The 23,867-nt window shown below is 35.8% G+C and carries 23 protein-coding genes; 6 read left to right on the top strand and 17 right to left on the bottom strand.

Annotation, left to right across the window (positions count from 1 at the left end):
* Nucleotides 1–200: 200 nt before the first annotated feature.
* From LIS78_RS09200 to LIS78_RS09185, 4 genes are all read right to left on the bottom strand, one after another.
* Nucleotides 201–1,508, bottom strand: a complete 1,308-nt coding sequence (locus LIS78_RS09200; protein WP_252285010.1) for a CitMHS family transporter — start codon at nt 1,506–1,508, stop codon at nt 201–203.
* Between the two features lie 241 nt (nt 1,509–1,749).
* The gene (locus LIS78_RS09195; protein WP_252285009.1) at nt 1,750–2,571 is read right to left on the bottom strand and encodes a sugar phosphate isomerase/epimerase family protein; all 822 of its coding nucleotides are present in this window, start codon (nt 2,569–2,571) and stop codon (nt 1,750–1,752) included.
* 192 nt (nt 2,572–2,763) lie between these two features.
* Nucleotides 2,764–3,843, bottom strand: a complete 1,080-nt coding sequence (locus tag LIS78_RS09190) for an Ldh family oxidoreductase (protein WP_286676952.1) — start codon at nt 3,841–3,843, stop codon at nt 2,764–2,766.
* 366 nt (nt 3,844–4,209) lie between these two features.
* Nucleotides 4,210–5,223: a LacI family DNA-binding transcriptional regulator gene (locus LIS78_RS09185; protein ID WP_252285007.1), complete on the bottom strand. Its 1,014-nt coding sequence runs from the start codon at nt 5,221–5,223 to the stop codon at nt 4,210–4,212.
* Nucleotides 5,224–5,565: 342 nt separating this feature from the next.
* On the opposite strand from LIS78_RS09185, the gene LIS78_RS09180 reads away from it, so the two are divergent.
* Nucleotides 5,566–5,814, top strand: a complete 249-nt coding sequence (locus LIS78_RS09180) for an HPr family phosphocarrier protein (protein ID WP_252285006.1) — start codon at nt 5,566–5,568, stop codon at nt 5,812–5,814.
* 175 nt (nt 5,815–5,989) lie between these two features.
* On the opposite strand, the gene LIS78_RS09175 is transcribed toward LIS78_RS09180, so the two are convergent.
* The 10 genes from LIS78_RS09175 to LIS78_RS09130 form a co-directional block, all read right to left on the bottom strand.
* Nucleotides 5,990–6,994 (bottom strand): quinone oxidoreductase family protein, encoded by a 1,005-nt coding sequence (locus LIS78_RS09175; protein WP_252285005.1) that lies wholly within the window; start codon nt 6,992–6,994, stop codon nt 5,990–5,992.
* A gap of 150 nt (nt 6,995–7,144) precedes the next feature.
* Nucleotides 7,145–7,909, bottom strand: coding sequence for an SDR family NAD(P)-dependent oxidoreductase (locus tag LIS78_RS09170; protein WP_195780470.1), 765 nt, complete (start codon nt 7,907–7,909; stop codon nt 7,145–7,147).
* Between the two features lie 50 nt (nt 7,910–7,959).
* The gene (locus tag LIS78_RS09165) at nt 7,960–9,147 is read right to left on the bottom strand and encodes an iron-containing alcohol dehydrogenase (RefSeq protein WP_252285004.1); all 1,188 of its coding nucleotides are present in this window, start codon (nt 9,145–9,147) and stop codon (nt 7,960–7,962) included.
* A gap of 12 nt (nt 9,148–9,159) precedes the next feature.
* The gene (locus LIS78_RS09160) at nt 9,160–10,542 is read right to left on the bottom strand and encodes an aldehyde dehydrogenase family protein (RefSeq protein ID WP_195783291.1); all 1,383 of its coding nucleotides are present in this window, start codon (nt 10,540–10,542) and stop codon (nt 9,160–9,162) included.
* A 170-nt stretch (nt 10,543–10,712) separates the two neighbouring features.
* Nucleotides 10,713–11,393: an aspartate/glutamate racemase family protein gene (locus LIS78_RS09155; protein ID WP_195780472.1), complete on the bottom strand. Its 681-nt coding sequence runs from the start codon at nt 11,391–11,393 to the stop codon at nt 10,713–10,715.
* Nucleotides 11,394–11,645: 252 nt separating this feature from the next.
* Nucleotides 11,646–12,515, bottom strand: coding sequence for a LysR family transcriptional regulator (locus LIS78_RS09150; protein ID WP_195780473.1), 870 nt, complete (start codon nt 12,513–12,515; stop codon nt 11,646–11,648).
* A 251-nt stretch (nt 12,516–12,766) separates the two neighbouring features.
* Nucleotides 12,767–12,988 (bottom strand): hypothetical protein, encoded by a 222-nt coding sequence (locus tag LIS78_RS09145; RefSeq protein ID WP_252285003.1) that lies wholly within the window; start codon nt 12,986–12,988, stop codon nt 12,767–12,769.
* Entirely contained in the window at nt 12,975–14,114 is a 1,140-nt protein-coding gene (locus LIS78_RS09140; protein ID WP_252285002.1) for a lactonase family protein, read from the bottom strand. The genes LIS78_RS09145 and LIS78_RS09140 overlap by 14 nt, the downstream gene beginning before the upstream one ends.
* A gap of 28 nt (nt 14,115–14,142) precedes the next feature.
* On the bottom strand, nt 14,143–15,468 hold the full coding sequence (locus LIS78_RS09135) for an MFS transporter (RefSeq protein WP_252285001.1): 1,326 nt from the start codon (nt 15,466–15,468) through the stop codon (nt 14,143–14,145).
* Between the two features lie 286 nt (nt 15,469–15,754).
* The gene (locus LIS78_RS09130; protein ID WP_229754454.1) at nt 15,755–15,928 is read right to left on the bottom strand and encodes an IDEAL domain-containing protein; all 174 of its coding nucleotides are present in this window, start codon (nt 15,926–15,928) and stop codon (nt 15,755–15,757) included.
* Between the two features lie 65 nt (nt 15,929–15,993).
* Here LIS78_RS09130 and LIS78_RS09125 point away from each other — a divergent pair, with 65 nt between their 5' ends.
* On the top strand, nt 15,994–16,521 hold the full coding sequence (locus LIS78_RS09125) for a DMT family transporter (protein WP_252285000.1): 528 nt from the start codon (nt 15,994–15,996) through the stop codon (nt 16,519–16,521).
* Between the two features lie 37 nt (nt 16,522–16,558).
* Here LIS78_RS09125 and LIS78_RS09120 read toward each other — a convergent pair whose 3' ends face one another.
* Complete coding sequence (locus LIS78_RS09120; RefSeq protein ID WP_209151406.1) at nt 16,559–17,014, bottom strand: ester cyclase; 456 nt, start codon at nt 17,012–17,014, stop codon at nt 16,559–16,561.
* Nucleotides 17,015–17,342: 328 nt separating this feature from the next.
* A complete protein-coding gene (locus LIS78_RS09115; RefSeq protein ID WP_252284999.1) occupies nt 17,343–18,245 on the bottom strand; it encodes an SDR family oxidoreductase in 903 nt (300 codons plus the stop codon).
* Nucleotides 18,246–18,404: 159 nt separating this feature from the next.
* Between LIS78_RS09115 and LIS78_RS09110 the strand changes: the two genes are divergently transcribed.
* The 3 genes from LIS78_RS09110 to LIS78_RS09100 all read left to right on the top strand — a co-directional run bounded on the left by LIS78_RS09110 (nt 18,405) and on the right by LIS78_RS09100 (nt 20,932).
* Complete coding sequence (locus tag LIS78_RS09110) at nt 18,405–18,740, top strand: winged helix-turn-helix transcriptional regulator (RefSeq protein WP_195780481.1); 336 nt, start codon at nt 18,405–18,407, stop codon at nt 18,738–18,740.
* 194 nt (nt 18,741–18,934) lie between these two features.
* The gene (locus tag LIS78_RS09105; protein ID WP_195780482.1) at nt 18,935–19,507 is read left to right on the top strand and encodes a TetR/AcrR family transcriptional regulator; all 573 of its coding nucleotides are present in this window, start codon (nt 18,935–18,937) and stop codon (nt 19,505–19,507) included.
* 291 nt (nt 19,508–19,798) lie between these two features.
* Nucleotides 19,799–20,932, top strand: a complete 1,134-nt coding sequence (locus LIS78_RS09100; protein ID WP_252284998.1) for an NADH-dependent flavin oxidoreductase — start codon at nt 19,799–19,801, stop codon at nt 20,930–20,932.
* A 650-nt stretch (nt 20,933–21,582) separates the two neighbouring features.
* On the opposite strand, the gene pdxR is transcribed toward LIS78_RS09100, so the two are convergent.
* Nucleotides 21,583–22,962, bottom strand: coding sequence for a MocR-like pyridoxine biosynthesis transcription factor PdxR (gene pdxR, locus LIS78_RS09095; protein WP_209151402.1), 1,380 nt, complete (start codon nt 22,960–22,962; stop codon nt 21,583–21,585).
* Between the two features lie 137 nt (nt 22,963–23,099).
* Between pdxR and LIS78_RS09090 the strand changes: the two genes are divergently transcribed.
* On the top strand, nt 23,100–23,726 hold the full coding sequence (locus tag LIS78_RS09090; RefSeq protein WP_425334721.1) for an FMN-binding negative transcriptional regulator: 627 nt from the start codon (nt 23,100–23,102) through the stop codon (nt 23,724–23,726).
* Nucleotides 23,727–23,867: the final 141 nt, after the last annotated feature.

The following is a 23,867-nucleotide window of genomic DNA, read 5'->3' as shown; positions in this document are numbered from 1 at the left end:
GTATACTTCTACGGCAGGTAGGTTTGATTCTGTTTCAAACTGCTAAAGGAATAAAGTCAAGGTTTTTCTTTGAATTATTGAAATTGTCTTATTAAAAATGATCAAAAATAGGTTGTAAATGAGCTTCAAGTTCAGACATAACACAAAAGCCTTTGCTTAACCTATTAAAGCAAAGGCTTTTTATTTAATCGGATTTCCTCTTATAAAGAAAAAGCTCCCACTGCAATAGATACAAGAATCATTATAACCGATGTTCCAACAGCCCATGGTAAAGTGAATTTTTGGAATTCCCCGAAATCAACTTTCGCCATCCCTACTAATAGATAGGTTGAGGCAACGAGTGGACTTAATAGATGAACGCCAGGTCCCATAAGAGCAGCTCGAGCAATCTCCCCAGAATCCACTCCATAATTACTAGCAGCTTCGGCAATTATTGGTAGAATTCCAAAGTAATATGCATCATTAGACATAAAGAAAGTAAAGGGTAAGCTAATGATAGCTGTAATAACAGGGAAATGCGGCCCTAGGGCATCTGGTATTAGAGATACTAAACTTTTAGCCATTGCATCTACCATTTTCGTTCCTGATAAAATACCCGTAAAAATACCGGCCGCAAAAACTAATGACACTACTGCTAAAACATTTCCTGCATGAGCTGTAATACGTTCTTTTTGTAATTCCATATTGGGATAGTTGATCAAGATAGCAAGTGCAAATCCAATCATAAATAGAACTTGCAAAGGCATTACGCCCATAACTAGCCCTACCATTAGAAGAACTGTTAGACCAAAATTCACCCACAATAGTTTTGGTCGTTTATGTTCTATTTGTTCTACAGTAGCTGCTTGTTCCACATATGCTGTCCCTTCTGCATGCAAATCTGTTAAATTGATAACTCCCAATCGTTTACGTTCTCTCGCTCCAAAAATATAAGCTGTAAATATAACCCATACAGCCCCACCTACCATTGCTGGGATTAGTGGAACAAATACGTCTGACATTTCTAAATGTAAAGCACTTACTACCCTTGCCATTGCACCTGCCCAAGGTGTAATATTCATTACAGCATTACCTAACACAGCTATACTTGCTAGAATCAAAGGACTCATTCCAAGCCTTTTGTAGAGAGGTAGCATGGCTGAAATTGTGATCATGTACGTAGTTGTTCCATCCCCATCTAAAGATATAATTAAAACTAATACAGCAGTACCAATGGTAATCTTTAAAGGATCTCCTTTTACAATTTTCAGTATTTTATCAACTACAGGATCAAATAAACCAGCATCAATCATAATACCAAAATACAAAATAGCAAACATTAACATTACTCCGGTAGGAGCAAGTTGTTCAATTCCTGTTAAAGCCATTTCTCCTAAATCCTTTGTGAATCCTCCAATTATAGCAAACACAGCTGGTACAACCATTAGAGCAATTAAGGCCGAAAGGCGCTTTGTCATAATTAAAAACATAAATACAACAATCATTACGTAGCCTAGCACTGCTAACATTTTAATCCCCCTTACATTTGTATACGCTTTCAATTATTTCCAATGTTATATATTTGCATTAGAAAAGAAGCATCAATGTTAAATAAAGTATTGATACTCCCTTTTCAAATAGAAGCTCTCCTCATCGATGATTTTTCAATTAAAATTGGGCCATAATTAGCCTGCCCTGCACCTATTCGTATGCTTAATGAGTATGCTCAATTAAAACATTTACATCTAACGTGTTTCAGAGTATTGATTTTTAAATGATATTTTCTTCAAGATTAAGTGTTGATAAGTAATTGGACGCAGATTTTGCCTCTTCATAACTACTTAATTCTTGAAGAATTTCAGGTGTTATAAACCCTCCATAATTCAACTCTTTTAAGACCTGAAATATCTTATTGAAGCCAAGGTTACCTTTTCCAGGAGCTTTTCGGTTATGATCAGCTATATGAATATAAATAAAGTAATCTTTAGCAGCTACGAGGCTTTCTTCAATAGACTGATCTTCGATATACATATGGTATATATCAAGCATAAGCTTAAGGTTTGCCATGTTTGTTTTTTGAATAAATGTTAGTGCTTCTTGAGTAGTATTTAAATTATTTATGACTTTTCTGTTCTGAGGTTCGAGTGCCACTTTAACTTTATATTTGTCAGCATGTTCACATACTTGCTCAATGCCTTCACGCAGCCAAAGCCATGATTGTTCCGGTTGATCTTTATGAATATCACCTCTTAATTTCCCAATATTAATTGGACAGTCGAATAAAGAGGCAAATTCTACAACTTCTTTTGCTCTATCTATTGCTGCTTTCCTTTTATTTGCAGAGTTTGAGGTAAAAGTAAGTTGATCATCACTCACAATTGGTCCTGTTCCTATAGCAGCAATCTCCAAATTGTACTTATCAACCAATTTAGTAAATAATAAGGTATTAATTTTTCTAGGATTACGAATTAGTGGTTCTATACCTATGTATCCTAGATCCTTAAGAGTCGGAAAAACCTCTTCCATATTACCTTTAAAGCCAAGTAATTTTTTTTCGGTTTCCTCGGTTAAAAACGGATAAGCCAACTTCATTTTCTCTAGCATCTCCTTAACAAATAACTTTAAATAAAAAGTAACTAAATATTCAGAAATATTCATGTGGTATAAACACTAAAAAACCATGGAATTTATATAAGCAAAATATTGTAATTTTTCATCTAAGCATTAATTTAATATAGTGGTTGCCGACCTTGTGATAAGGCCGGCACTAAATAAGGTATTTTATTATTTAGCATTATCGAAAATGGAAGAGAGGTCTATTCCTTGTCGAGTTCCCTCTTCACAAAGACTTTGAATTACTTCGGAAGTCAATGGGATACCATTCTTCAAGCGTTGGATAGCTGTCCGTTCCTCTGGTTCACCAGGAATTAAGATTTCATCAAATCCTTGTGCTAATGGTACCTCTTTAGTTTTATTAACGAAATTATCCATTCTATCTTCAAATTCTTCTTGTGGCACAAAAAGATCTGGGCGGATCGCTACGAAAAGATGACCAACATTTTGTGGTTCAGAATGATCAAAGTAAAGGCTTTTTACCTCTCCTGCATAATTTGCACCTGTAAGAACTCCCGCAAGTAAATCCATTAACATGGCAAGAGCAGAACCCTTAGCTCCACCAAATGGTAGACAAACACCTTCAAATGCTTTCTTTGCATCCGTCGTTGGTGCTCCTTCTGAATCAAGTGCTAATCCAGGTGGAATAGGCTCCCCATGAGTAGCAGCAAGACGAATCTTACCACGTGCAATAACAGTCATAGCCATATCTAACACGTATGGTACTTCCTTTCCACCTGGAACACCAGCTGCAAATGGACTAGCTCCAAGAAAAGTACTTCTTCCTCCCCAAGGTGGAATGGCAGGTGAAGAGTTGGTATAAGCAAGTGAGATATAACCTGCTTCAATTGCTTGCTTTACATAAAGAGCTGCCATTCCATAATGTGTACTTCGACGAACACCAACAAGACCAATCCCACTCTGTTTTGCTAACCTAACTGCTTCATCCATTGCCTTATGCGCAGCAAGGAATCCCATCCCATCGTCTCCATCAACTAAAGAGACTGCGGGTGTAATATTCTTAATAGTAATATTCGGTTGTGGATTTACAACTTTACGTCTAATACGCTCTAGGTACATAGGAATACGTGAAATTCCGTGAGAATCTAAACCACGTAAATTTGCTGCCACAAGATCTTCAGCGATTATATTTGCATCAGCATTGCTCAATCCTTCTCCTTCAAATAGTTTTGATGCAACATCAATTAAGTCCTTATAATTAATAGTCGCTTTAGCCAAGTTTGCACTCATAATACATTTCCTCCAGTCATGTTCGTTAGCAACTTAGTTTCTCTAGACATAAAACCTTTAAAGTGATAGGGCTTTCATTGGAGTGTAGTTACCTCCTTATGTTATCTATCAATTTAACTACTTGCTTAGGCTATCTAAATAAATCGTAAACTAGTTTTAGATATAAATAAAATACAAATAAACCATAGCTGACCATACAAAAAATAAATAACTAAACTTTAGCCCTCTACTTAAGGTTCTCATTTTAAAAATAATAAAAGGCCATGCTTTCTTCATAAAAAGCATGGCCTTTCATTATTTCAATACCTGTTTAATATGAATTAATATATGTTCCTTTAAGCCCCTCAATAAACATGACACTTTTGCTCATGTCTCTAATGAAATTCTTACTGAGCTTCTTTTTACTAATGTTCCACAGAGCAGAGTAGAAACAAAAGTTTTAACTTTCCCCTCAATGTTATTTAATAATGTGTTAATTGTTAAATCAATCATCTCATCTAATGGTTGGTGCCACGTTGTTAAAGAATACCGTCCCCATGAGGCCATAATAGAATCGTGCATTCCTACAATTGATACATCTTTAGGTATTGATAATCCTAAAGTTTTAATGGCATCGATTGCTCCGAATGCCATAATGTTATTAGCACAAAATATAGCGTCTGAAGGGGAATCACAATTCAATACTCGTAAGGCAGCTCTATACCCCCCTTCATATGTATGATCTTCTAAAGTAATAACGGCTTCTTTACCATGTTGTTGAAGTGAGTCGCAGAAACCGTTTTTACAATAATCCTCTATTCCGTCAATCAAATGACCTGAAATATAAGCATACCGATTATGATTTTGTCTAATTAAGTACTCTCCAATATATTTACCAGCTGAATAGTTATCACAACCTATAAAATGATAAGAACCAGAAAAATCTTTATTGTAACGATTAAAGAATATAATCGGTATGTTAGATTTTGAAAGGTTTAAGACAGTAGCTGAAGATAATGAAACATCCACTGCAATTACACCATCTACGTTGTATTCGAGAAATTGAAAGACATCATCTTGTTGCACCTCATCATTTTCCACATAAGAAAAAAGAACATAATAGCCTTTTTCACGCAACCCCTTCGAAAACTTATCTAAGATTTCTGGGTATAGCAAGTTTTGTTTATCTCTAACCACGACACCTATCATTTTTGTTTCATTCATAATTAATCCCCTGGCCAGAGCATTCGGACGATAACCTAACTCTTCAGCTGCTTCCCATACACGATTGCGTGTTTTCTCAGATACAGTTCCTCTAGAACTAAAAACACGTGAGACTGTTGATTGGGAAACTCCGGCTAGCTTAGCAACCTCCATTGAATTCACTTTTGTTTTCTTCAAATCAGTACCTCCTAAAAATAATTTCTTTAAGAAAATTTAAGTTGCAGGTACCTTTTTATTTTAATTTTTCAGAGCAATATACAGAAATACATTTTAATTATGCTTACCGATACACTTTTTGTATTTTTATTTTCTTATCCTTTGTAATATATTTATTCAAAAGAACAGTTCAATAATTTATTCGTGTAAGTAATTCCTAATTTTCAAGGTAAATATTGCTGGTCTTTACTTAAAAGAAAACAGTCTTTTATGTAGAAAAGAAGAGAATACATAAAGGACTGTTTATTAGTATCATTTCTTTATTTATTTGTAGATCTACAATATCTATTTAGGAGTGAAAATATGACTTTAAATAAAGCTTTAGCTAAAGTATTAGTAGAAATTAATGATACAGCTAATAAGTTTGATTCAAGTATTGTAATAAGGACAGATAACAAAAATATAGACGCAAAAAGTATGCTTTGTCTAACCTATGCTGTACTTGACTCACAAACGTTTAAAATAGAAGTTCACGGTCCAGATGAAGACCAGGCAAAGATTGCAATGTCACGAGTATTTTGGAAAAATAATCTCCCCGTTACCGTTATATAATTACTATTTACTTGTCTTTTTTATAATAAAAGATAAAAGATGCTTACTCTTAATAAGATATATTGAGTCCAATATAAAGAGATCATAACGTCACTGCACACCTTTTTCTTAACAGGAGAGTCCCCCACCTTGTATTATCTATAAATTCTAAACTGGACTTATTCAAATAGAAAATTTATTCTTTAGTTTGATTTAGACTGGAAGAGGGTGGAATTAAAAGAATTTTACCTATGCTGTTTCTAGACTCCATTAATTCTTGGGCAATTTTAGCCTCTTTAAGGGGAAATTGATTTCCAATAGTGATTTTTAATTTCCCACTTTCTATATAACCCAGTACTTTTTCAGCAGTATCACGTAAAAGATAAGGTCGATATTTTCTGGTTGTGCCTAAACTAAATCCTAATATGGATCGACAACTAGCATGAAGATCTTTTGTTTGGATATTAGCAGTTTCACCACTAGCATTTCCAAAGTGAACTATTCTGCCATATCTCGCTAGGCATAATAAACTGTTTTCAGTTACTCTTCCCCCAATAGAATCTAATGTTAAATCTACTCCTTCTCCTTCTGTAATCTCTAGGACATCCTGAACAAAATTCCTTTTAGAGGTGTTAAATACATAATCTGCTCCAGCTTGACGGGCAGCAGATACTTTTTCTTCCTTACTCACAGTTCCAATAACTTTACCTGCTCCTAAAATTTTAGCCAGTTGGATAGCCGTGGTACCAATTCCTCCAGCAGCTGCATGAACTAAAACTGTTTCACCAAGCATGATTCGTCCTATATCATATAGCAACTTATGAGCCGTAAAAGAAACAATTGGGCAAGCGCCTGCGGTTACAAAATCCAACTTTTCCGGAATTAAAAAAGTTAAATCAGTATTAGCAATAACATACTCTGCATAAGATCCCCCTTGAGGAAATGCAATAACACGTTGGTTAATTTTAAAATCCTTTACATCTTCTCCTACTTCAACAATTGTTCCAGTAACATCGAGACCGGGAATAAAAGGAAGGGATTCTTTCCCCTTTTTTCCACATCGCGCCTTAATATCTGCGAAGTTAACGCTAGTTGCCTCAACTTTTATCAATACCTGATTTAGTCCTGGTTTTGGTTGCTCAACCTGTTGATATCTAAGTACTTCAGTATCTCCATAATCAGTAACAATAACTGCATACATTTAGTAAAACCTCCTATTTTCCTACTAATATTAATCCCCCCTCAAATAAACAGAGAGGGGGACTGTTTACTCAAGGGGGGATTATTTAAGTTTTACATATATTTAAATCAGTCTAGTTAGGTAGGATACGATAAAGGTAACATTGGAAACTTAGATTGCAGTCCATCCGCCGTCGACACGGATTGTTTCTCCTGTAATAAAGCTAGCCATATCAGATGCCAAAAATAATACGGCGCCTGTCACATCATTAGGTTTAGCGAGTGTTCCTAATGGAATTCTACTTAATACATCATTATAAAAATCTTTGTTGTCAAACATTTTTTTAGTAAAGTCAGTTTCTATGAAGGTTGGTGCCACCGCGTTCACCTTGATTTGCTTATCAGCCCATTCAATAGCTAGTGCTTTTGTTAATTGTACTGCGCCACCTTTACTCGAACAATAAGCTGCGCGTTTAATATAACCTACAAAAGCCATTTGCGAAACGATATTGATAATTCTTCCTTTTCTTCCTTGCTCAATCATATACTTTCCGGCCCGTTGAGAGCAAAAGAAGGTGCCTTTTAAATTTGTATCTAATACTTGATCCCAATCTTCTTCGGTAACTTCCAGCGCAGGTTTTGGAATGTTAACTCCCGCATTATTAATAAGTACATCAATTCCACCTAATCGTTCATACGCCTGATCAATCATGGTATAAATTTGGTTCACATTTTGAATATCAGCCGTAAGGTAAGAACAATTAGAATTGAATTCACCAATTTCATCACTAGCCTTTTTTAAGTCTTCCTCATTTCTACCGGTGATGATAACATCGGCTTTAAGTTTGGCAAAAGCAAGGGCAATATCTTTCCCAATGCCCTTACTTCCACCCACAACCAGAATTTTTTTTCCTTCTAGCTCAGAGAAATAGCTCATTTCCTTGCCTCCTAGTATGATGGAACAAAAATTTTACCTATACTTTTCAATTATGTTGTGGCTAAGGCTGGAACCTCTACTGAACCATATGCTTCTTCATAAATCTTCTTAATCTCTTTTACCGTTAACCATCGCGGATTATTATTAAGCAGACGATCAATTTTGCTTGCCTCTTCTGCAAGATCTGAAATATCTGATGCTGTGACCCCCACCTCCTTCAGGCTTGATGGAATACCTACATCTTTAGATAACTGTGCCAATGCTTGAACAGCACGATCTGCAGCCTCACGTAATGAAAGACCATCTACATTTTCTCCCATTGCTTTAGCTACTTCTGCAAATTTCTCCAAATCTGCAACGGCATTGTATTTCATTACAAATGGAAGTAAAAGAGAGTTTGCTACGCCGTGAGGGACCTTAAACTTACCGCCAAGTGGATAAGCTAAAGCATGTACTGCACCTACTCCAGCGTTGCCAAGAGAAATACCAGCCAGTAGACTTCCCATTGCCATATCCTCGCGTGCTTTGAGATCTTTGCCATTGTATACAGCCTTACGTATCGAACCAGAAATTAACTTAATAGCTTGTAAAGCAATTCCATCCGTTAGTTCGCCAGCACGGATAGCTGTGTAGGATTCAACCGCATGAACAAGGGCATCCATTCCAGTTGCTGCCGTAACTGAAGGGGGAACGGTTAACGTCAATTCTGGATCTACAATCGCTACTTTAGGAAGTAAATATGGACTTACAATTCCCTTTTTAACTTTGTCACGAATATCAGTGAAAATAGCATTGTAGGTAACCTCGGAACCTGTTCCAGAGGTAGTAGGTACTAAGATAGTAGGCACTCCTGGGTTTTTCACTTTCTCAATGCCGACTAAATCTCTTACATCTTCATTGTTTGTTAGCATGATAGAAAGGACCTTGGCAATGTCAAGTGCACTTCCTCCCCCTACACCAACTAGAAGATCATAGCCTTTGCCTTCAATTTGAGTAATCATTTGTTCTAAATTCTCAAAAGGAGGCTCTGGTACTACATCATCAATAATATCTGTTGCCAAACCAGCCTCTTCTAAAGGATTTATTACTTTCGATAATAGTCCCGTCTGACGAATGACTTTATCTGTAATAATAATTACTTTTGTTGCATTTAACTTTTTAGCTTCTTCTCCTATTTTTGAAATAGACCCAGATCCAGTAACTAATGTTTCAGCTGTACGAAAATAAGAAATTGTCATGTTCCTTCCTCCTTAGGTTAATTTAATTCCAACAAACTTAATTTCAGTCATATCTTCAATTGCATACTTCACGCCTTCTTTTCCCACTCCACTTAATTTCACGCCACCATAAGGGTAATTATCTTGACGGTACGTAGAAGTCTCATTAATCCAAACTCCTCCTGTTTCTAGGCTGTCAGCTACACGCATGGCACGGTTAATATCAGAAGTAAATACACCTGCTTGTAATCCAAAATCAGAATCATTAGCAAAAGCAACAACTTCTTCTTCAGTATCAAAAGGAATAACTGAAACAATTGGAGCAAATGTTTCCTGACACACTACCTTCATTTCAGGGGTTACATCTACAAGAATCGTAGGCTCTAGTAAAGTTCCCTCACGATTTCCTCCAGTGACTACCTTTGCACCAGATTTTTTTGCTTCCCGTATCCATTCTTCTGCTCGAATTGCTTCTTTTTCAGTTATCATTGGACCAATATCCGTTCTTTCTTCGACTGGATCTCCAATAATTAAGTCTTGTACTAAAGATACGTACTGGTCTAAGAATTTTTGATACACATCACGCTGAACATAAATTCGTTGAGCCGAGATACAAACTTGGCCTGAGAATGCAAAAGCTCCACGAACCAATCCTTTTGCTGCCTCGTTTACATCACCATCATTAAAGATAATATTTGGAGAGTTTGATCCCAGCTCTAATGTTACTTTTTTCAATCCGGCTTTTTGACGAAGGTTAATCCCTACAGATGGACTTCCTGTAAAAGTAACCTTACTGATACGAGGATCTGTTACTAACACGTCCCCTATTTCTGAACCATTTCCAATTACTAAGTTTAAAGCCCCTTTAGGTAACCCAGCTTCCTCAAATAATTTAACAAGCATGTAAGAAGAAAGTGGTGTTTTCCCTGCTGGTTTTAATACTACTGTATTGCCTGCGGCAAAGGCTGGAGCTAATTTATGTAAAGCTAGGTTTAATGGGAAGTTAAAAGGTGTGATAGCTGAAATAACTCCGATAGGATTACGACGAACCATACCAATCCGATTTTCTCCACCAATAGCAGCATCCATTGGAACAACTTCACCTTCGATTTTCTTAGCCTCATCAGCTGCGAAGAGCAATACTTGTACAGCTCTTCCAACTTCCCCTCGACCGTCACGAATAGGCTTTCCAGCCTCTAATGCTAAAACTTGAGCAAATTCCTCTGTTCTTTCTTCTAACAACTTTCCTACTTTACGAAGAATATCAGAACGTCGATACGATGGTAGGGCTTTCATTGTTTTGTGGAATACTCGATATGCTGTTTCAATAGCTCTTTCTGCATCTTCACGAGTAGCTAAACTAACTGTTCCTACTACTTTTCCGTCAAAAGGACTAGTAACATCCATTGTTTTCATGCCTGAACGAACGATTTCTTCTCCATCAATTAGGGAGCTTATATGTTTTAAGTCGGTACTGATCACTTTAAAATCCTCCTTTTTTTGAAACACACACTTCCGAAGATTGAATTTTCAGATTTATAAATGTTGATATTAACTGTTGTTTATTCAAACTGAATTTGTTTGCCCTACTTTGTTAATTCTATTTTTGATACTCTATCAACGATTGCCTTAACACTGATTTCTGGACTAGTCAATACGGGTTTTGAAGCCGTTCCTAAAGTCTCTAACGCTCGAGCCATAGAGAATTGAGCTAATATAATTACATCGCAATCATCAGACAACATAAGTATTTCTTTTTGAATCAGTTCATCATGTTTATGACGATCTCCATTTTGGAGGGCTTGAAAGGCTTCCGTAATGACCTTAGTTTCGATTCTAACGTTCTTGCCTCTTTCCTTAGCGACTCCTTCTAGCAATCTAGTTGTAGTTGGACCTGCAGCTTCTACTGTAGCAATTACACCAATCTGACTACCCATATCAACTGCTTTTTCTAACATACTTAAATCTGCGCTTAAGATAGGTACATCGAATAGGTGGCTGATTTCTGCCACAACAGGAGTAAAAGATGAGCAGGTTAGCAGAACCCCATCTACTTCACTTTTTACGGCTTTTTCTATTAGATTTAATAACCGTCTTTTCATATCTTTTGTGACAATTCCTGTCTCATTCAATTCAAAAATAAGACTCTCATCCATAAAATTCTTTAATGTAATATGAGGTGCATAATCACTAAATGCTTTAAGTATTGGTTGGACGGAGTTCATTGTGGCGTGAATAAGTCCAACTCGATATTTAGTTTCTTCCATATTATTGCTCTCCCTTTGAAAGTATTTAATACTGTTAATCCTGCTTGTATAAGGAGTTTATTAAAAATAAACATTTGCTTATGTAAAAATCCTATCACAGGATAAGACATTAAAAAAATATCTATACTTTATGGCTAACTATCAATTATTTAAATAACTATAGTTCATTTTAAAATAGCTAAGTTAAATAAAAAACGATTTTAAGCTATTCAGACGAATAGCTTAAAATCGTTTTTATCTTCTCAATAATTATTAATCATCGTTTAAGTCTAAGTCCCTGATGAAATTAACAAATGCTTTTACTAAATTTAACTCTAATGATTGTTCATGATAATACATCCATGTTCGACGTAAGATAGGATTTCCTTTGGCGTCTGTCAAATTAATTTTATGTAATCCTTCAATCCCATTAAGTATCAGGTTAGGCAAAATACCGTAACCTAAGCCATTGACCACCATTTCTTTACATGTATCAACCTGATCAACCTCTATACTGATTAGAGGAGCCTGCGAATAGTTCTCTGTCCACCAATTATCCATTAGAGATTTTAGTACATAGTCAGTTTTGTAATCAATTCTTGGTAAATTAGGGAGATCATTTATATCGAGCTTTTTTTTAGAAGCTATGCACACGTTTTCTTCAAATAGTAAGTGCTTTTGTTCCTTCCAATTGTAATCGCCCCTAACAAATCCTATATGGACATCCTGATTATAGATAGCCTTAAACACTTGACTACTCCAGCCAGTCATTACCTTGAATTCTACACGGGGATACTGCTTTTGAAATAATTTTAAAATATATGGAAGTTTATACTTAGTAAAAAAATTAGAAACGCCTAGTCTTAATGTACCTGTATAGTCATTACTCATGTTACTTAAGTTTTCTTTTACCTGTCGATAATATTTAAGAGCTTCTTCAGCGCAACCCGCAAGGTAATCACCTTGAGGAGTAAATTGGACTCCCCATCTACCTCGATTAAATAATTTAACTCCAAGCTCTTCTTCTATTTGTTTTAACCTATTTGTTAGAGCAGGTTGAGAAATAAACAAAACCTGAGATGCCTTTGTAATATTCTTTTGTTGGTAGAGGACTTTTATTATTTCCCAATCTCTATAATCCATGCCTTATCCTTCCCTTAATATAGAAGTATTTTATAATTAAGTAATAATAATGTTATTATCTCATTCCTTTTTATATTGTAATATAAGTATTGTTAAGTAACCAAATTTATTTAAATATTTTATTAACCTATGTTATTTATTATAATTAAGTATTTAAGGGAGTTAATGTTACTGACAGACTTATTTTGCGTACAGAACCCATAGAAATTTATTCTATGGGTTATAAACTTATTATTTAGATTGTCTACCACTTATAATTTTTTACAATTATTACTTGGTAATGACTTCTTAACTTTTTTCTTATTTAAAAAATACCCAATCACAATAAGAGCTTCACAAGTAATAATTATTAGAGTAGCTATAGTGAAATTTCCGATAAAGATGTTAAGAATTATTGTCATCATGGCTATTAAAGCCCCAATACGCTGCAGTATATCTCCAATACCTAATTCCTTACCTCTAAATTTTTTCATTTTGATTACCAGAAAAAACAATACATACCGGGCTTTCACTTTCTATAATTTTTCCAGTGTTAGTAAGTTTTCCTGTTTCTTTATCCACTTTAAATGTGATGATGGTATCACTATCTTCATTTGCGACATAAAGAAAATTACCGTTTGGATCTATTGTGAAGAAACGTGGAGTCTTTCCTAATGTTGATTCAGAGTTCTCATATGAAATTAATCCAGTCTTTTGATTAATAGAAAACGTAGTTATACTATCTTGTCCACGATTTGATACATATAAAAAATTACCAGAGGGCGCTACAACAATTTCAGCTAAAGTATTTTCAGAATTCCCATCTTTTAGGGCTTCAACTATTTGAGCTTGTTTAAATTCCCCATTTTCTGAATCATAATGATAGACGCCTATCGTGGAATCAAGCTCGTTTGCCACGTATGCATATGAGGAAGTGGGATGAAAATCTATATGCCGAGGCCCTGATCCTATAGGTGTTTCTACAAAAGCTGGATTATGAGAAATAAGTTTTCCTAAAGAAGTATCTATTGTAAAAATAAAAATTTTATTTAATCCTAAGTCAGGTACTATAACAAAACGCCCGTCGCGATCGAATGGTGTGTGATGAGGGTGCGATACACCTTGTTTGGAAAATAAATCGACGGTAGAATGTTTAAGAGCAGCAGGCATCTTAACTAAGTCACAAACTGGATTTAAAGATCCATTGGAATTAATAGGAAGAACACCTAATGTGCCTGTCATATAATTTGCTACAATTAAAAATTGGTTGGTAGGATCCACAACTAAGTGTACAGGATTTCTTCCTTCAGTTGATTGTTGATTTATAAATGTAAGTCTTCCAGTTAACTTATCGACATGGAATGAACTTACTTCACTATAATCCCCGTGAACCACATACAGAAATTGTTCATTACGATCAAATGCGAGAAATGTAGGATTAATAATATTTTCTACCAGTTGTAAATGAGTCCAGGTCCCTGTGACTTGGTTCATTCGATACACATTAATTCCTTTTCCCCTGGCGTTACGCTCCTTAGTTGTACGGCATCCTACATAAGCATATATAGGATGTGTATTTTTAATTGAACTCTTATCTTGTTGTTTATAATGAAAATCCATGATATTCTCGCCCCTATACTATACGATATTACTTTACGTGTTCCTTTAAAGTTATTTTTTCCTTCAAATTTAGCTTTTCAACTACAGATCTATTAGGGTTAAGGAAAAAAGCCCAAATAAATGATCCAACTAATAGTATCCCTGTTGAAATATAAAATGGTAGATTCCAAGAACCCCCTTGCACCAGAATTCCAAAAATAATTGGAGATAGTGCACCTGCAATATTACCGGCCATATTCATTACTCCAGATACGGTTCCAGAGTATTCTCCCCCCACATCCATAGCTGTTGCCCATGTAGTTGAATTTACACACTCCAAGAAAAAAGCAGATGCTGAAAGGCAATATACAGACATAAGTGGATTTTCAATTGTAGCCGCAGGAATGAGACAGATAGCTGCACCAACTAGCCCTGGTATAGCCACTATCTTACGAGCTAACTTTATACTATTGGATTTCTTCAAGACCTTGTCACTAACAAACCCACCAACAAGATCCCCCACCATACCAGCTAATAAAGGTAATGATGCTAAAAAACCCATCTTAACAATTGAAAAATGTCGATATTCAAGCAGATAAGTCGGTAGCCATGTAATAAAAAAGTAATTTGCGTAATTCCAGCAGAACCATACAATCATAAGAAACCACATATTAGAAGATGAAAAAATAGCTTTCCAGGGTACTTTGGCATTGTTTTTTAAGTTGATTGGTTTATTTACATTACCTTTTTCATCTAGTCCTCGAATATATATCAATTCTTCTCTTTTGACCCATTTATGTTCTTCAGGAATATTTCTATAAACAATAAAGAAAAGAATAGCCCAGATAATACCTGCAGCACCAAATATATAAAATAAAGATCTCCACCCCCACAATGCAATGATACTAACTGCAAGAGGAGGAACAATGGCAGCACCTAAACGGCTAAATGCATGTGTAAGCCCTTGAACAAATCCTCGTTCTTCCTTAGCAAACCATAGCTGCATAGCTCTTGTAGCAGTAGGAAAAGCTCCGGCCTCTCCTAAGCCAAATAAAAAACGAATAATTAAAAAGGAATAGTAACCTACAGCATGAGCAGTTACCATGGTCATTAGGGACCAAAAAGAGACTATTATGGTGAGGATATTTCTAGGGCCAAATTTATCTCCAAGCCAGCCGCCGGGCACTTGTCCAATAGCATATGCCCATGTAAATGCACTAAATATAAAACCCATGGTGACTTGATTGAATTCAAACTCCTTTGAAATGTATGGAGCAGCTATTGAAATATTTGTTCTATCCATAAAAGTAATCAAATACATAAAACAAATTACCAGGAGAATCAACCAACGTGCTTTGCCTTGTTTTTTTTTCACTAAATAGGCCTCCTAAAAAATAATTAATAAAGAATCCACAAAAGATAGCGCTAACATTTATGGATGAAGTTCACAAAAAATTCTTAATTAAGAATATTTAAATTTTACCGTTTAAATTTTAAATAGAAAAATAGTTAAAAACTATTGTCAGCTATCCAATATTTGAATAACTAACTACTTATCTGGGACACAATAAACTCTTTATCATTAAAAAAAGCCTTTGCTCATGAGGAGCAAAGGCTTTTTTTGACGAGTTTCTTCTATTATATAATATATAATGTTTTTATCAAGATAAAGGTTTAAGTTCCTCTGTTAAAAGCAAAAAAGCTTTTTTATCTTTCTTTTTTAAGGAATGATCAATTTTCTCAAGGATCTTACTTTTTTTGAAATCCTTCACGATTTGTTCCAAAAATAATTCAGCCAACATTTCATCACGTAAATTTGGATCGACTCGATCCATTTCATTAAGAACATTATTCTCCATAAGCATGAAAACAAAAAGATACATAGGAAAGGATTAAAGCAATGAAAAAAGGAATTTTACTATTAGTAGTAGATACACTTCTTTGGGCAGGCAATTATATTTGTGGTCGCTTTTTAGCTCCCGCTTTACCGGCTACCTTGCTTAATACAATACGTTGGGCAATTTCTACTCTAATACTTTGGGGCTTATTAGCTTTCAATAAAAAGAACCTCCCTATACTATCTAAGTGGAAAGAATTTTTAGTATTAGGTTTTCTAGGCGTATTTGCTTTTTCCACATTAAACTACCTTGGATTAAAATCCGTTAGTGCCTCACAAGCTGGAATGATTTCTGCTGGTATTCCTATTATTATCTTACTTTTTACCCCGTTTTTACTTAGAGAGAATATCAAAACTAAAGGCTGGATTGGCGCAATTGTATCCATAATTGGAGTCATCATTTTAGTTCAGGGCAAACAAGCAAATTCTTCTGCCGATTCTATTGTTGGGGAAAGAATTCAGGGAAAAAAGCAAATTCCTATCTTTGACATCTGTCGGCAAGCGCCGGGGCGAGCGACGCTTGCCGATTAGGGCCTTGCACCTGGCTTCGTCCTAGTGGATCTCGGTCTTAGGCCGACTGTACGCCGAGTTGCTGGGCCAACTTGAGCATTTCTTCGACGTGATAAATCTCGGCGACCTTGCCACCAACGATGTGGAAGATGTCAATACCCTTCAGAGCCACAGGTTTGCCGGTCGCGGGGACCCCCAAGAATTCTCCTGTGTGGGTTGCGGTCATCTCCCAATGAACGAGCACCCAGTCATCGGGAAGCTCACGGTAAAAAAGGATTCGGTGCACCGAATTGGTGAACCCGGCGCGCAAGCCCTCAATCAATGCTCGCATACCTTCGATACCCGGTTTCTCGGGATTGGCGGGGTTATGGTCGATCAGATCCGGAGAAAACACATCCTCTACCCTTGCAGGGTCGCCGACGTCGAAGAACTCCAGTTCACGGAAAGCAACCTGCAACGGTGAGGGAGGTGTCGATCGGGCCAACTCGCTCGCGGTTTTCACTTCTGTTTTCATACTAAAATCCTCCTATCATTTTTAAATTGATTTACTATTTTCACGCTCAAATATATCGTATTTACGCAAAAAGTTATGTTCGAAAAAGTACAAAAGTGAAAATATAATCAGTGGTTGAAGAATATCATTTTCACTATTATTTATGAGTTACAATTTTCTTAACCTACGACTATCCAACAATACTTGCTTAAACACTATTATCAAGTGCCTTGTTCTATGCCCCCTCAAACATGAATTGTCTCATTACTATTTTTTGAAAATTATGTTTCGTCGTCCAGTTGCTAGTTCTACACTTTGAAGGTTCTTTTCATGAATTACCTATTACCGTTTACTCAGTGACGGGTGCGAAAAATCCTTGCTGAATAGCTTGTTTCACCCACTCTGCGAATGGGGTGCCGGGTACAGCAGCTCGCATCTCGTTAGTGACTTGATCAGGCTTGGGCAGTAATTCAGTATTTAATCCCACCCATTTGTACGAGTCGGCCAGGCCTCCTGCTGTTTCCTTTCCTAATACTGGAGCTAACGATTCTTCGAACGCTTCCACTGGGAGAGAGTAAAACTGTATCTCTCGATCCAATGCAGCACTGAATTGTTCAGCCAGTTGATTTCCTGTCAGCGCCTCAGGTCCTACGATAGGCAATGTCTGTCCTGCCAGCTCTGGATGGTTAAGCGCATATACTCCATAAGCAGCTACGTCTTCCATGCTAATCCAAGCGATTGCAGAATCAGCTGGTACAGGATAAGCCAGTGTTTGATTGCCTAAAACACCAGGAATGAGGAAATTTCCCATATAAAATGTAGGTTGAAGGATGATGGACGGAATGCCACTTTGCTTCACATAAGTAATTAATTCTCTCTTAATCTCAAAGCCAGCTACACTTGTAGCGTCATCCGGAACGAAACTGCTGGTATTAACAACGAGAAGCTTAATATTTGCATCTTTAGCAGCATCGACGGTATTGCGGATGAATTGGCGATTATGCTCTAGGTCATAGTCCACCGGCAACAGCAGAAACACTTTGCTTACTCCGTCATGAGCTGAAGTGAGACTCTCTGCATCTGACAGATCGCCAACAAAGGCAGTAATGCCTTGTTCTTGAAGTTGAGCAGCCTTGTCCGAACTTCTTGTGATGGTATGAACGGTGTATCCTTCTTTCAGAAGCTTGCGAGCGACTGCACCTCCTTGCACGCCCCCAGCTCCATAAACCAGCACTTTATCCTTCGTTTCCATTGTTCATCATCCTTTCGTTTACTAAAAGTAATTTAATCGTTTACTAAGATTAATTTAACGATTATAGTTACATTGTAGATGTATAATACCAAAGTTGTAAGTACGCACATTGGAGATATATACTATCCTAAAAGATACCTTAAAAAGGAGGGAAATAGAGTGGATAAACAAAACTCCCAATGCTCACCATGCCCGGTTGAATTTACGGTCAATATGGTTGGAGGCAAGTATAAGCTAGTCATTTTGCACCAGCTTGCGATTCATGAGGTTAGGCGGTTCAATGAATTAAGAAGGGAATTAGCCAATATTACGCCGCGTACACTTACTCGCCAGCTACGTGAGCTCGAAAGCGATGGGCTAATTAATCGACAAGTGTATCCTGAAATTCCACCCAAGGTAGAGTATTCGCTATCAGAGACCGGGAAGAGCCTTTATTCTATACTTCTTCAAATAGAGAATTGGGGTTTGAACCATATCGTAAATAACCCTAAATAATGATAGGAAGTACCAAGTAGGATTAGACATCTTGAAGGCTAATGAGCTCTGTCATTTATTTACGTAAAGATTGAAATCTCAACTAACTTTAAGCTGTGTTCTTTTTTACTCCTCCGGTTTATAAGGTTATTAACGGATAGTCTCGTTATACTCTTCGAGTTGACATTAATCGAACGAACGTTTATTATTGGCGCATGAGACATAAAGACGAAAACAAAAACGAAAATATTTTTAATGCAACTATCCAACTTATAAATGAAATTGGTCTTGCTGAGACTTCTATGTCGAAGATTGCCAAGAAGGCTAAAGTATCTGCTTCAACGATTTATGTTTATTTCGAAAACAAGGAGGATCTACTTAACAAATTATATTTGAATGTTAAGAAGATGATGACTGAAGCAATTTTTAATAATTTTGATGCTTCCCTACCGCTACAAGAGGCATTTGAAGACGCTTTAAGAAAATTTGTTGATTTTACTTTGGCTAATAAGGATTACTTTTTATTTATAGAACAGTTTCAAAATTCACCACTTCTCAACAAAATATCTCGTGATGAAATCACGGACATGTGTGAGCCTCTCTATAGTTTATTTGAGAAAGGAAAAAAACAATATGTGTTCAAACAAGTTGATACAAACCTGTTAGCTATTTTTACTCTCCAACCAGTGATGCAATTTGTTAAGGAACATTTTAATGGAACATCTACTATAGATGAAGCTAATTTAAATAAAGTTATTCAAATGAGTTGGGATGCTATAAAAGCTTAAGAGTCTATCCGACTTTTAAACAGAGGGAGAAAGCAGTGATAACAAAGGTTTATTAAAAAAATGCTCCCTCTTAATATGAACGACTTGAAAATAATCGAACGATCGTTTATTAGAACAGTTGTCAAGTTTAGTCAGATGTTTAAGATTGTTTTTTTTAAGATGTAAAATGAACGAACGTTCGATTATCTTGAAAGGTGGTGATGAAGAATAAAGGAAAACGTGGCTATGCTTTTATAAAATAAAACAAACTACAACATAAGATAAATAAATACTTAAGAAAGAGGTTAAAACATGAACGAAAAATGTAACAACTTATTTGAAACATTCACATTTAAAAATGGAGTTACCCTTAAAAATAGAGTTGTTATGGCACCGATGACAACTTGGTCAAGTAATGATGATTACACCATTTCAGATGAAGAAGTGAAATATTACAAAAGAAGAGTCAATGGAGTAGGACTTGTTATAACTGGTTGTACTCATGTGCAGCCAAACGGTATAGGTTTTACGCATGAATTCGCAGGATATGACGATAAATTTATTCCAAGTTTACGTAAATTAGCAGAAGCTGCGAAAAGTGGTGGAGCTCCTGCAATACTTCAGATTTTCCATGCAGGAAACAAAGCACTACCGACTTTAACTCCAAATGGTGAAGTGGTTAGTTCTAGTGCTTTAGAGACTGAAGCTTCCGACTTTGCTCCTTCAATATTACCAAGAGAACTTTCGCATGATGAAATACTAGAAGTAATTCATGCCTTTGGAGAAACAACAAGAAGAGCCATTGAAGCTGGTTTTGATGGAGTTGAAATTCATGGTGCACATGGGTTTTTACTTCAAAACTTCTTCTCTCCTTTCTTCAATAGACGTGAGGATGAATGGGGAGGTTCACTAGAGAATCGCTTGCGTTTCCCACTTGCGGTCGTTCAGGAAATTAAAAATGTTATTAAAAAGCATGCAACTAAACCGTTTATTTTAGGATACAGAATATCACCTGATGAACATCAAGCAGGTGGTTTAAGAATGAAGGATACTTATGAATTAATTAATCGACTCATTGAAACGAATGTTGATTATGTACACGCTTCGTTGGCTAACGCCCTCTCTTCAAAACCGGTTGATAGTCAAGATGACAAAACGTATCTTGAATTAATTGGTGAGCACGTAAACGACAGAGTTCCTGTTATAGCTGCTGGATCTCTGGTCACTGCAGATGATGTTAGAATGGCATTAGATAAGGGACTCTCTCTAGCAGCAATTGGTCATACATTAATTATGAATCCAGACTGGGTAGAAAAGGTTCAAAACGGAAAAGAAGGCGAAATTGAAACAGCACTTAAGGCTTCTGAAATCAATGAGATTGAGATTCCAGAAAAACTTTGGAATGTCATTCAAGCTTCAGGACCATGGTTTAAGATTGAGGAATAATTTTATCCACAATTAATGATGAGGAACAAAAGATATTTTAGTGAGCAACATCTTTTGTTCCTCTATATTCTATCTAGTTATGTTCTATTTCGATAAAAAATAAAGATGTTCATAAATATTTTAACATTTATTCACATTCTAAAAATAATCATTTTTAATTCTTGTAATATGCTACTCTATCTTCTACTTACCTTTTAAGAAATTGTTTTATTTATAATAATCGGATAAAAAATTTAAAATTATTTGATGTTAATATATATTTGATAATATAATTTTTATTAAAAATAAAAAATAAACATCTTTTGTAGTGAGAAGTAAATGAATAAACTCTGTTATAAAAATCAAAGTTTTATCTTTTACTCTTAGTGACGACAAATACAACGTTTTTCTACAATATGTGTAAATGTTAAAAGTATTATAGATAAAGTAATTTACTATTTACTTAATGTTATAGAGTTTGCATATATATTTCTCTTTATAATCTATATATTTACTCCAATGTTCTCATTGTCTAATATAATCTTCAAACGTAGCATTTCTAACTACAATATGATCGCCACATTCATCTGCGGTCTGTTTTGCAATAGACTCTTCGTTAATGGGAAATGTACCATCTGTATCAAGGTACTAAAAGGATTATGATAGGATTTTTATGACCAAGCCTTTTTTAAGAGTTCCACACCTCTCGTAATTTCATCGCGAGAAAGATTGCTAAAGCCAAGCTTAATAATTGGTCTATCGGGATTGTTTTTAATCACGTAAAGTGAGATGGGATACACTCTAACACCATAAAGGGAAGCTTGTCTGATTAGCCATTCTTCTGAGTGATTCAGATGTACTTTCACTAATAAATATAAACCAGACTGTTCACCAATAATGGATATACTTTGATCAAACTCTTTTTTTAATACTGATACTAAGTGCTGCATTTTTCGTTTATAAACCAGACGCATGCGTTTGATATGACGACTCCATTCTCCCTCTTCCATAAATTTAGCCATTGTGAGTTGGCTAAGAATTGAAGTGGTACTTTCGAATTGAAGAAATTTATTTTTGTAATGATTTAAAATGGGTTGAGGCAATACCATATAACTTAAACGGATTCCTGGAAGAAAAGCCTTCGAAAAATTTCCTAGATAGATGACTCTTGCAGAATCAATAGAGGCAAGAGCAGGAAATGGCTTTTGCGTATAGCGAAATTCACTATCATAATCATCTTCAATAATATATCCATGCATCTCATTAACCCAATGAATAAGCATTTGCCGTTGTTGAATAGACATGCTTACTCCAATTGGACTTTGATGGGAAGGGGTTACATATATTAATCGTGATTTCATTTGTTCTAGTTGTGAAAGATCAGCACCTGTTTCATAAACGGGCAAAGTTTCAAACATAAAACGATGAAATTGAAAAGCTTCTCTAGCACCGTCATAACCAGGGTCTTCAACTATAATACTCTGGAATTCATCTTTCATTATATGTCCAAGATATACAAGCATTTGTTGGGTACTACTACCGATGATAATAGAATCTGCATCTGCTTTTACTCCTCTAGATTGGAGCAAGTACGCGGAAATTTGTTCGCGCAGGCATTCTTCTCCAAATGGTTCTCCGTATCTAAAGCTGTCCTGTAATGTTAATACTTGATTGGAAATTCGCCTCCAAATCTTCAGTGGAAAATGTGTTTGATCAACGGCATCTGCTCTAAAATTAAATACTGGAGGTTTCTTTGACTCTTTTTGCTTTTTATCATGGGAGATTAATGACTCCTGAAACATTAGAGGTTCTAACTCATTTGCAAAATAACCTTTTCGTCCCTCCCCGCGAATATACCCTTCAGCAACCAGTTGTTCATATGCCATTAAAGTTGTATTTCGGCTTACTTGTAAGGAATCTGCAAGTTGACGAACGGAGGGCAATTGCTCATTTGCCAAAATGTCTCCTTGTTCAATAAATAATTTAAATTTCTCATAGATTTGTTTGTATTTTGGATAATTATCTTCAAACGTAAAAATAGTATTATTCATTTGCATCCCCTCTGTCATGTATATTTGTTTGGTATTGTACCTTTTTTTATGTCAGTTTGTATAATATTATTTTTTTATCGAATATTTATTTTTAATGTTTATATTAAAAAACTTAAATATAAGTTGAAAGGATGATTATGGTGTACATTCCTAAGCAATATCGTATGAATCATGATGAGGCAGTTCAAATTATGAAGTCTAACTCGTTTGCTTTATTGATTACTGTTAATGAACATCGTCCCTTGGCTACGCATATCCCCTTGGAAATTCGGGAAGATGAAGGGAAAATCTATGCAACTGGGCACATTGCATACGGAAACATGCAGAAAAAAACTTTAGACAATAATAACGATGTGTTACTCATTTTTCAAGGACCTCACGCTTACATTTCTTCTAGTTGGTATCAAGGTGAAGAGGTTCCTACATGGGACTATCTAGCTGTCCATGCTTATGGAACAGTACGTATAATCTCTGGAGATGAGCTGAAATCGTCTTTGGATACTATGCTTAAACACTATGAGTCTCACCGAGAAGATGGTCGGACCTGGGATACATTTGACCCAGAGTTGCTTAAGCGTGAAATGAAGGGAATAGTTGGCTTTGAAATTGAAATCACATCTATTCAAGGTGCAGCTAAAATGAGTCAGAACCGAAATGAGACCGATTATAAATCGATTGTTGCAGAGCTTGAAAAGTCACATAAACAAGAGGAAGTTCAGGTTGCACAGTGGATGCGTGAGCAACGTAAAGAGTTATTTAAATGATTGGTTTAGTATTTTTTGGGTTAGTTCATATCGTGGCCCCTGTTTAGTAAAGTACGTTCAAAGTTACAAAATTGGATGCCTTCGGATAACTGGTTATTTTTATATTGTTCTAGGGGCATTCTCCGTGCTCTTGCTTTACAT

The sequence above is a fragment of the Priestia megaterium genome, from assembly GCF_023824195.1.
Classification (GTDB): Bacteria; Bacillota; Bacilli; order Bacillales; family Bacillaceae_H; genus Priestia; species Priestia megaterium_D.
The sequence above is the reverse complement of the archived record's forward strand: the minus strand, read 5'-3'. Positions and strand labels throughout refer to the sequence as shown.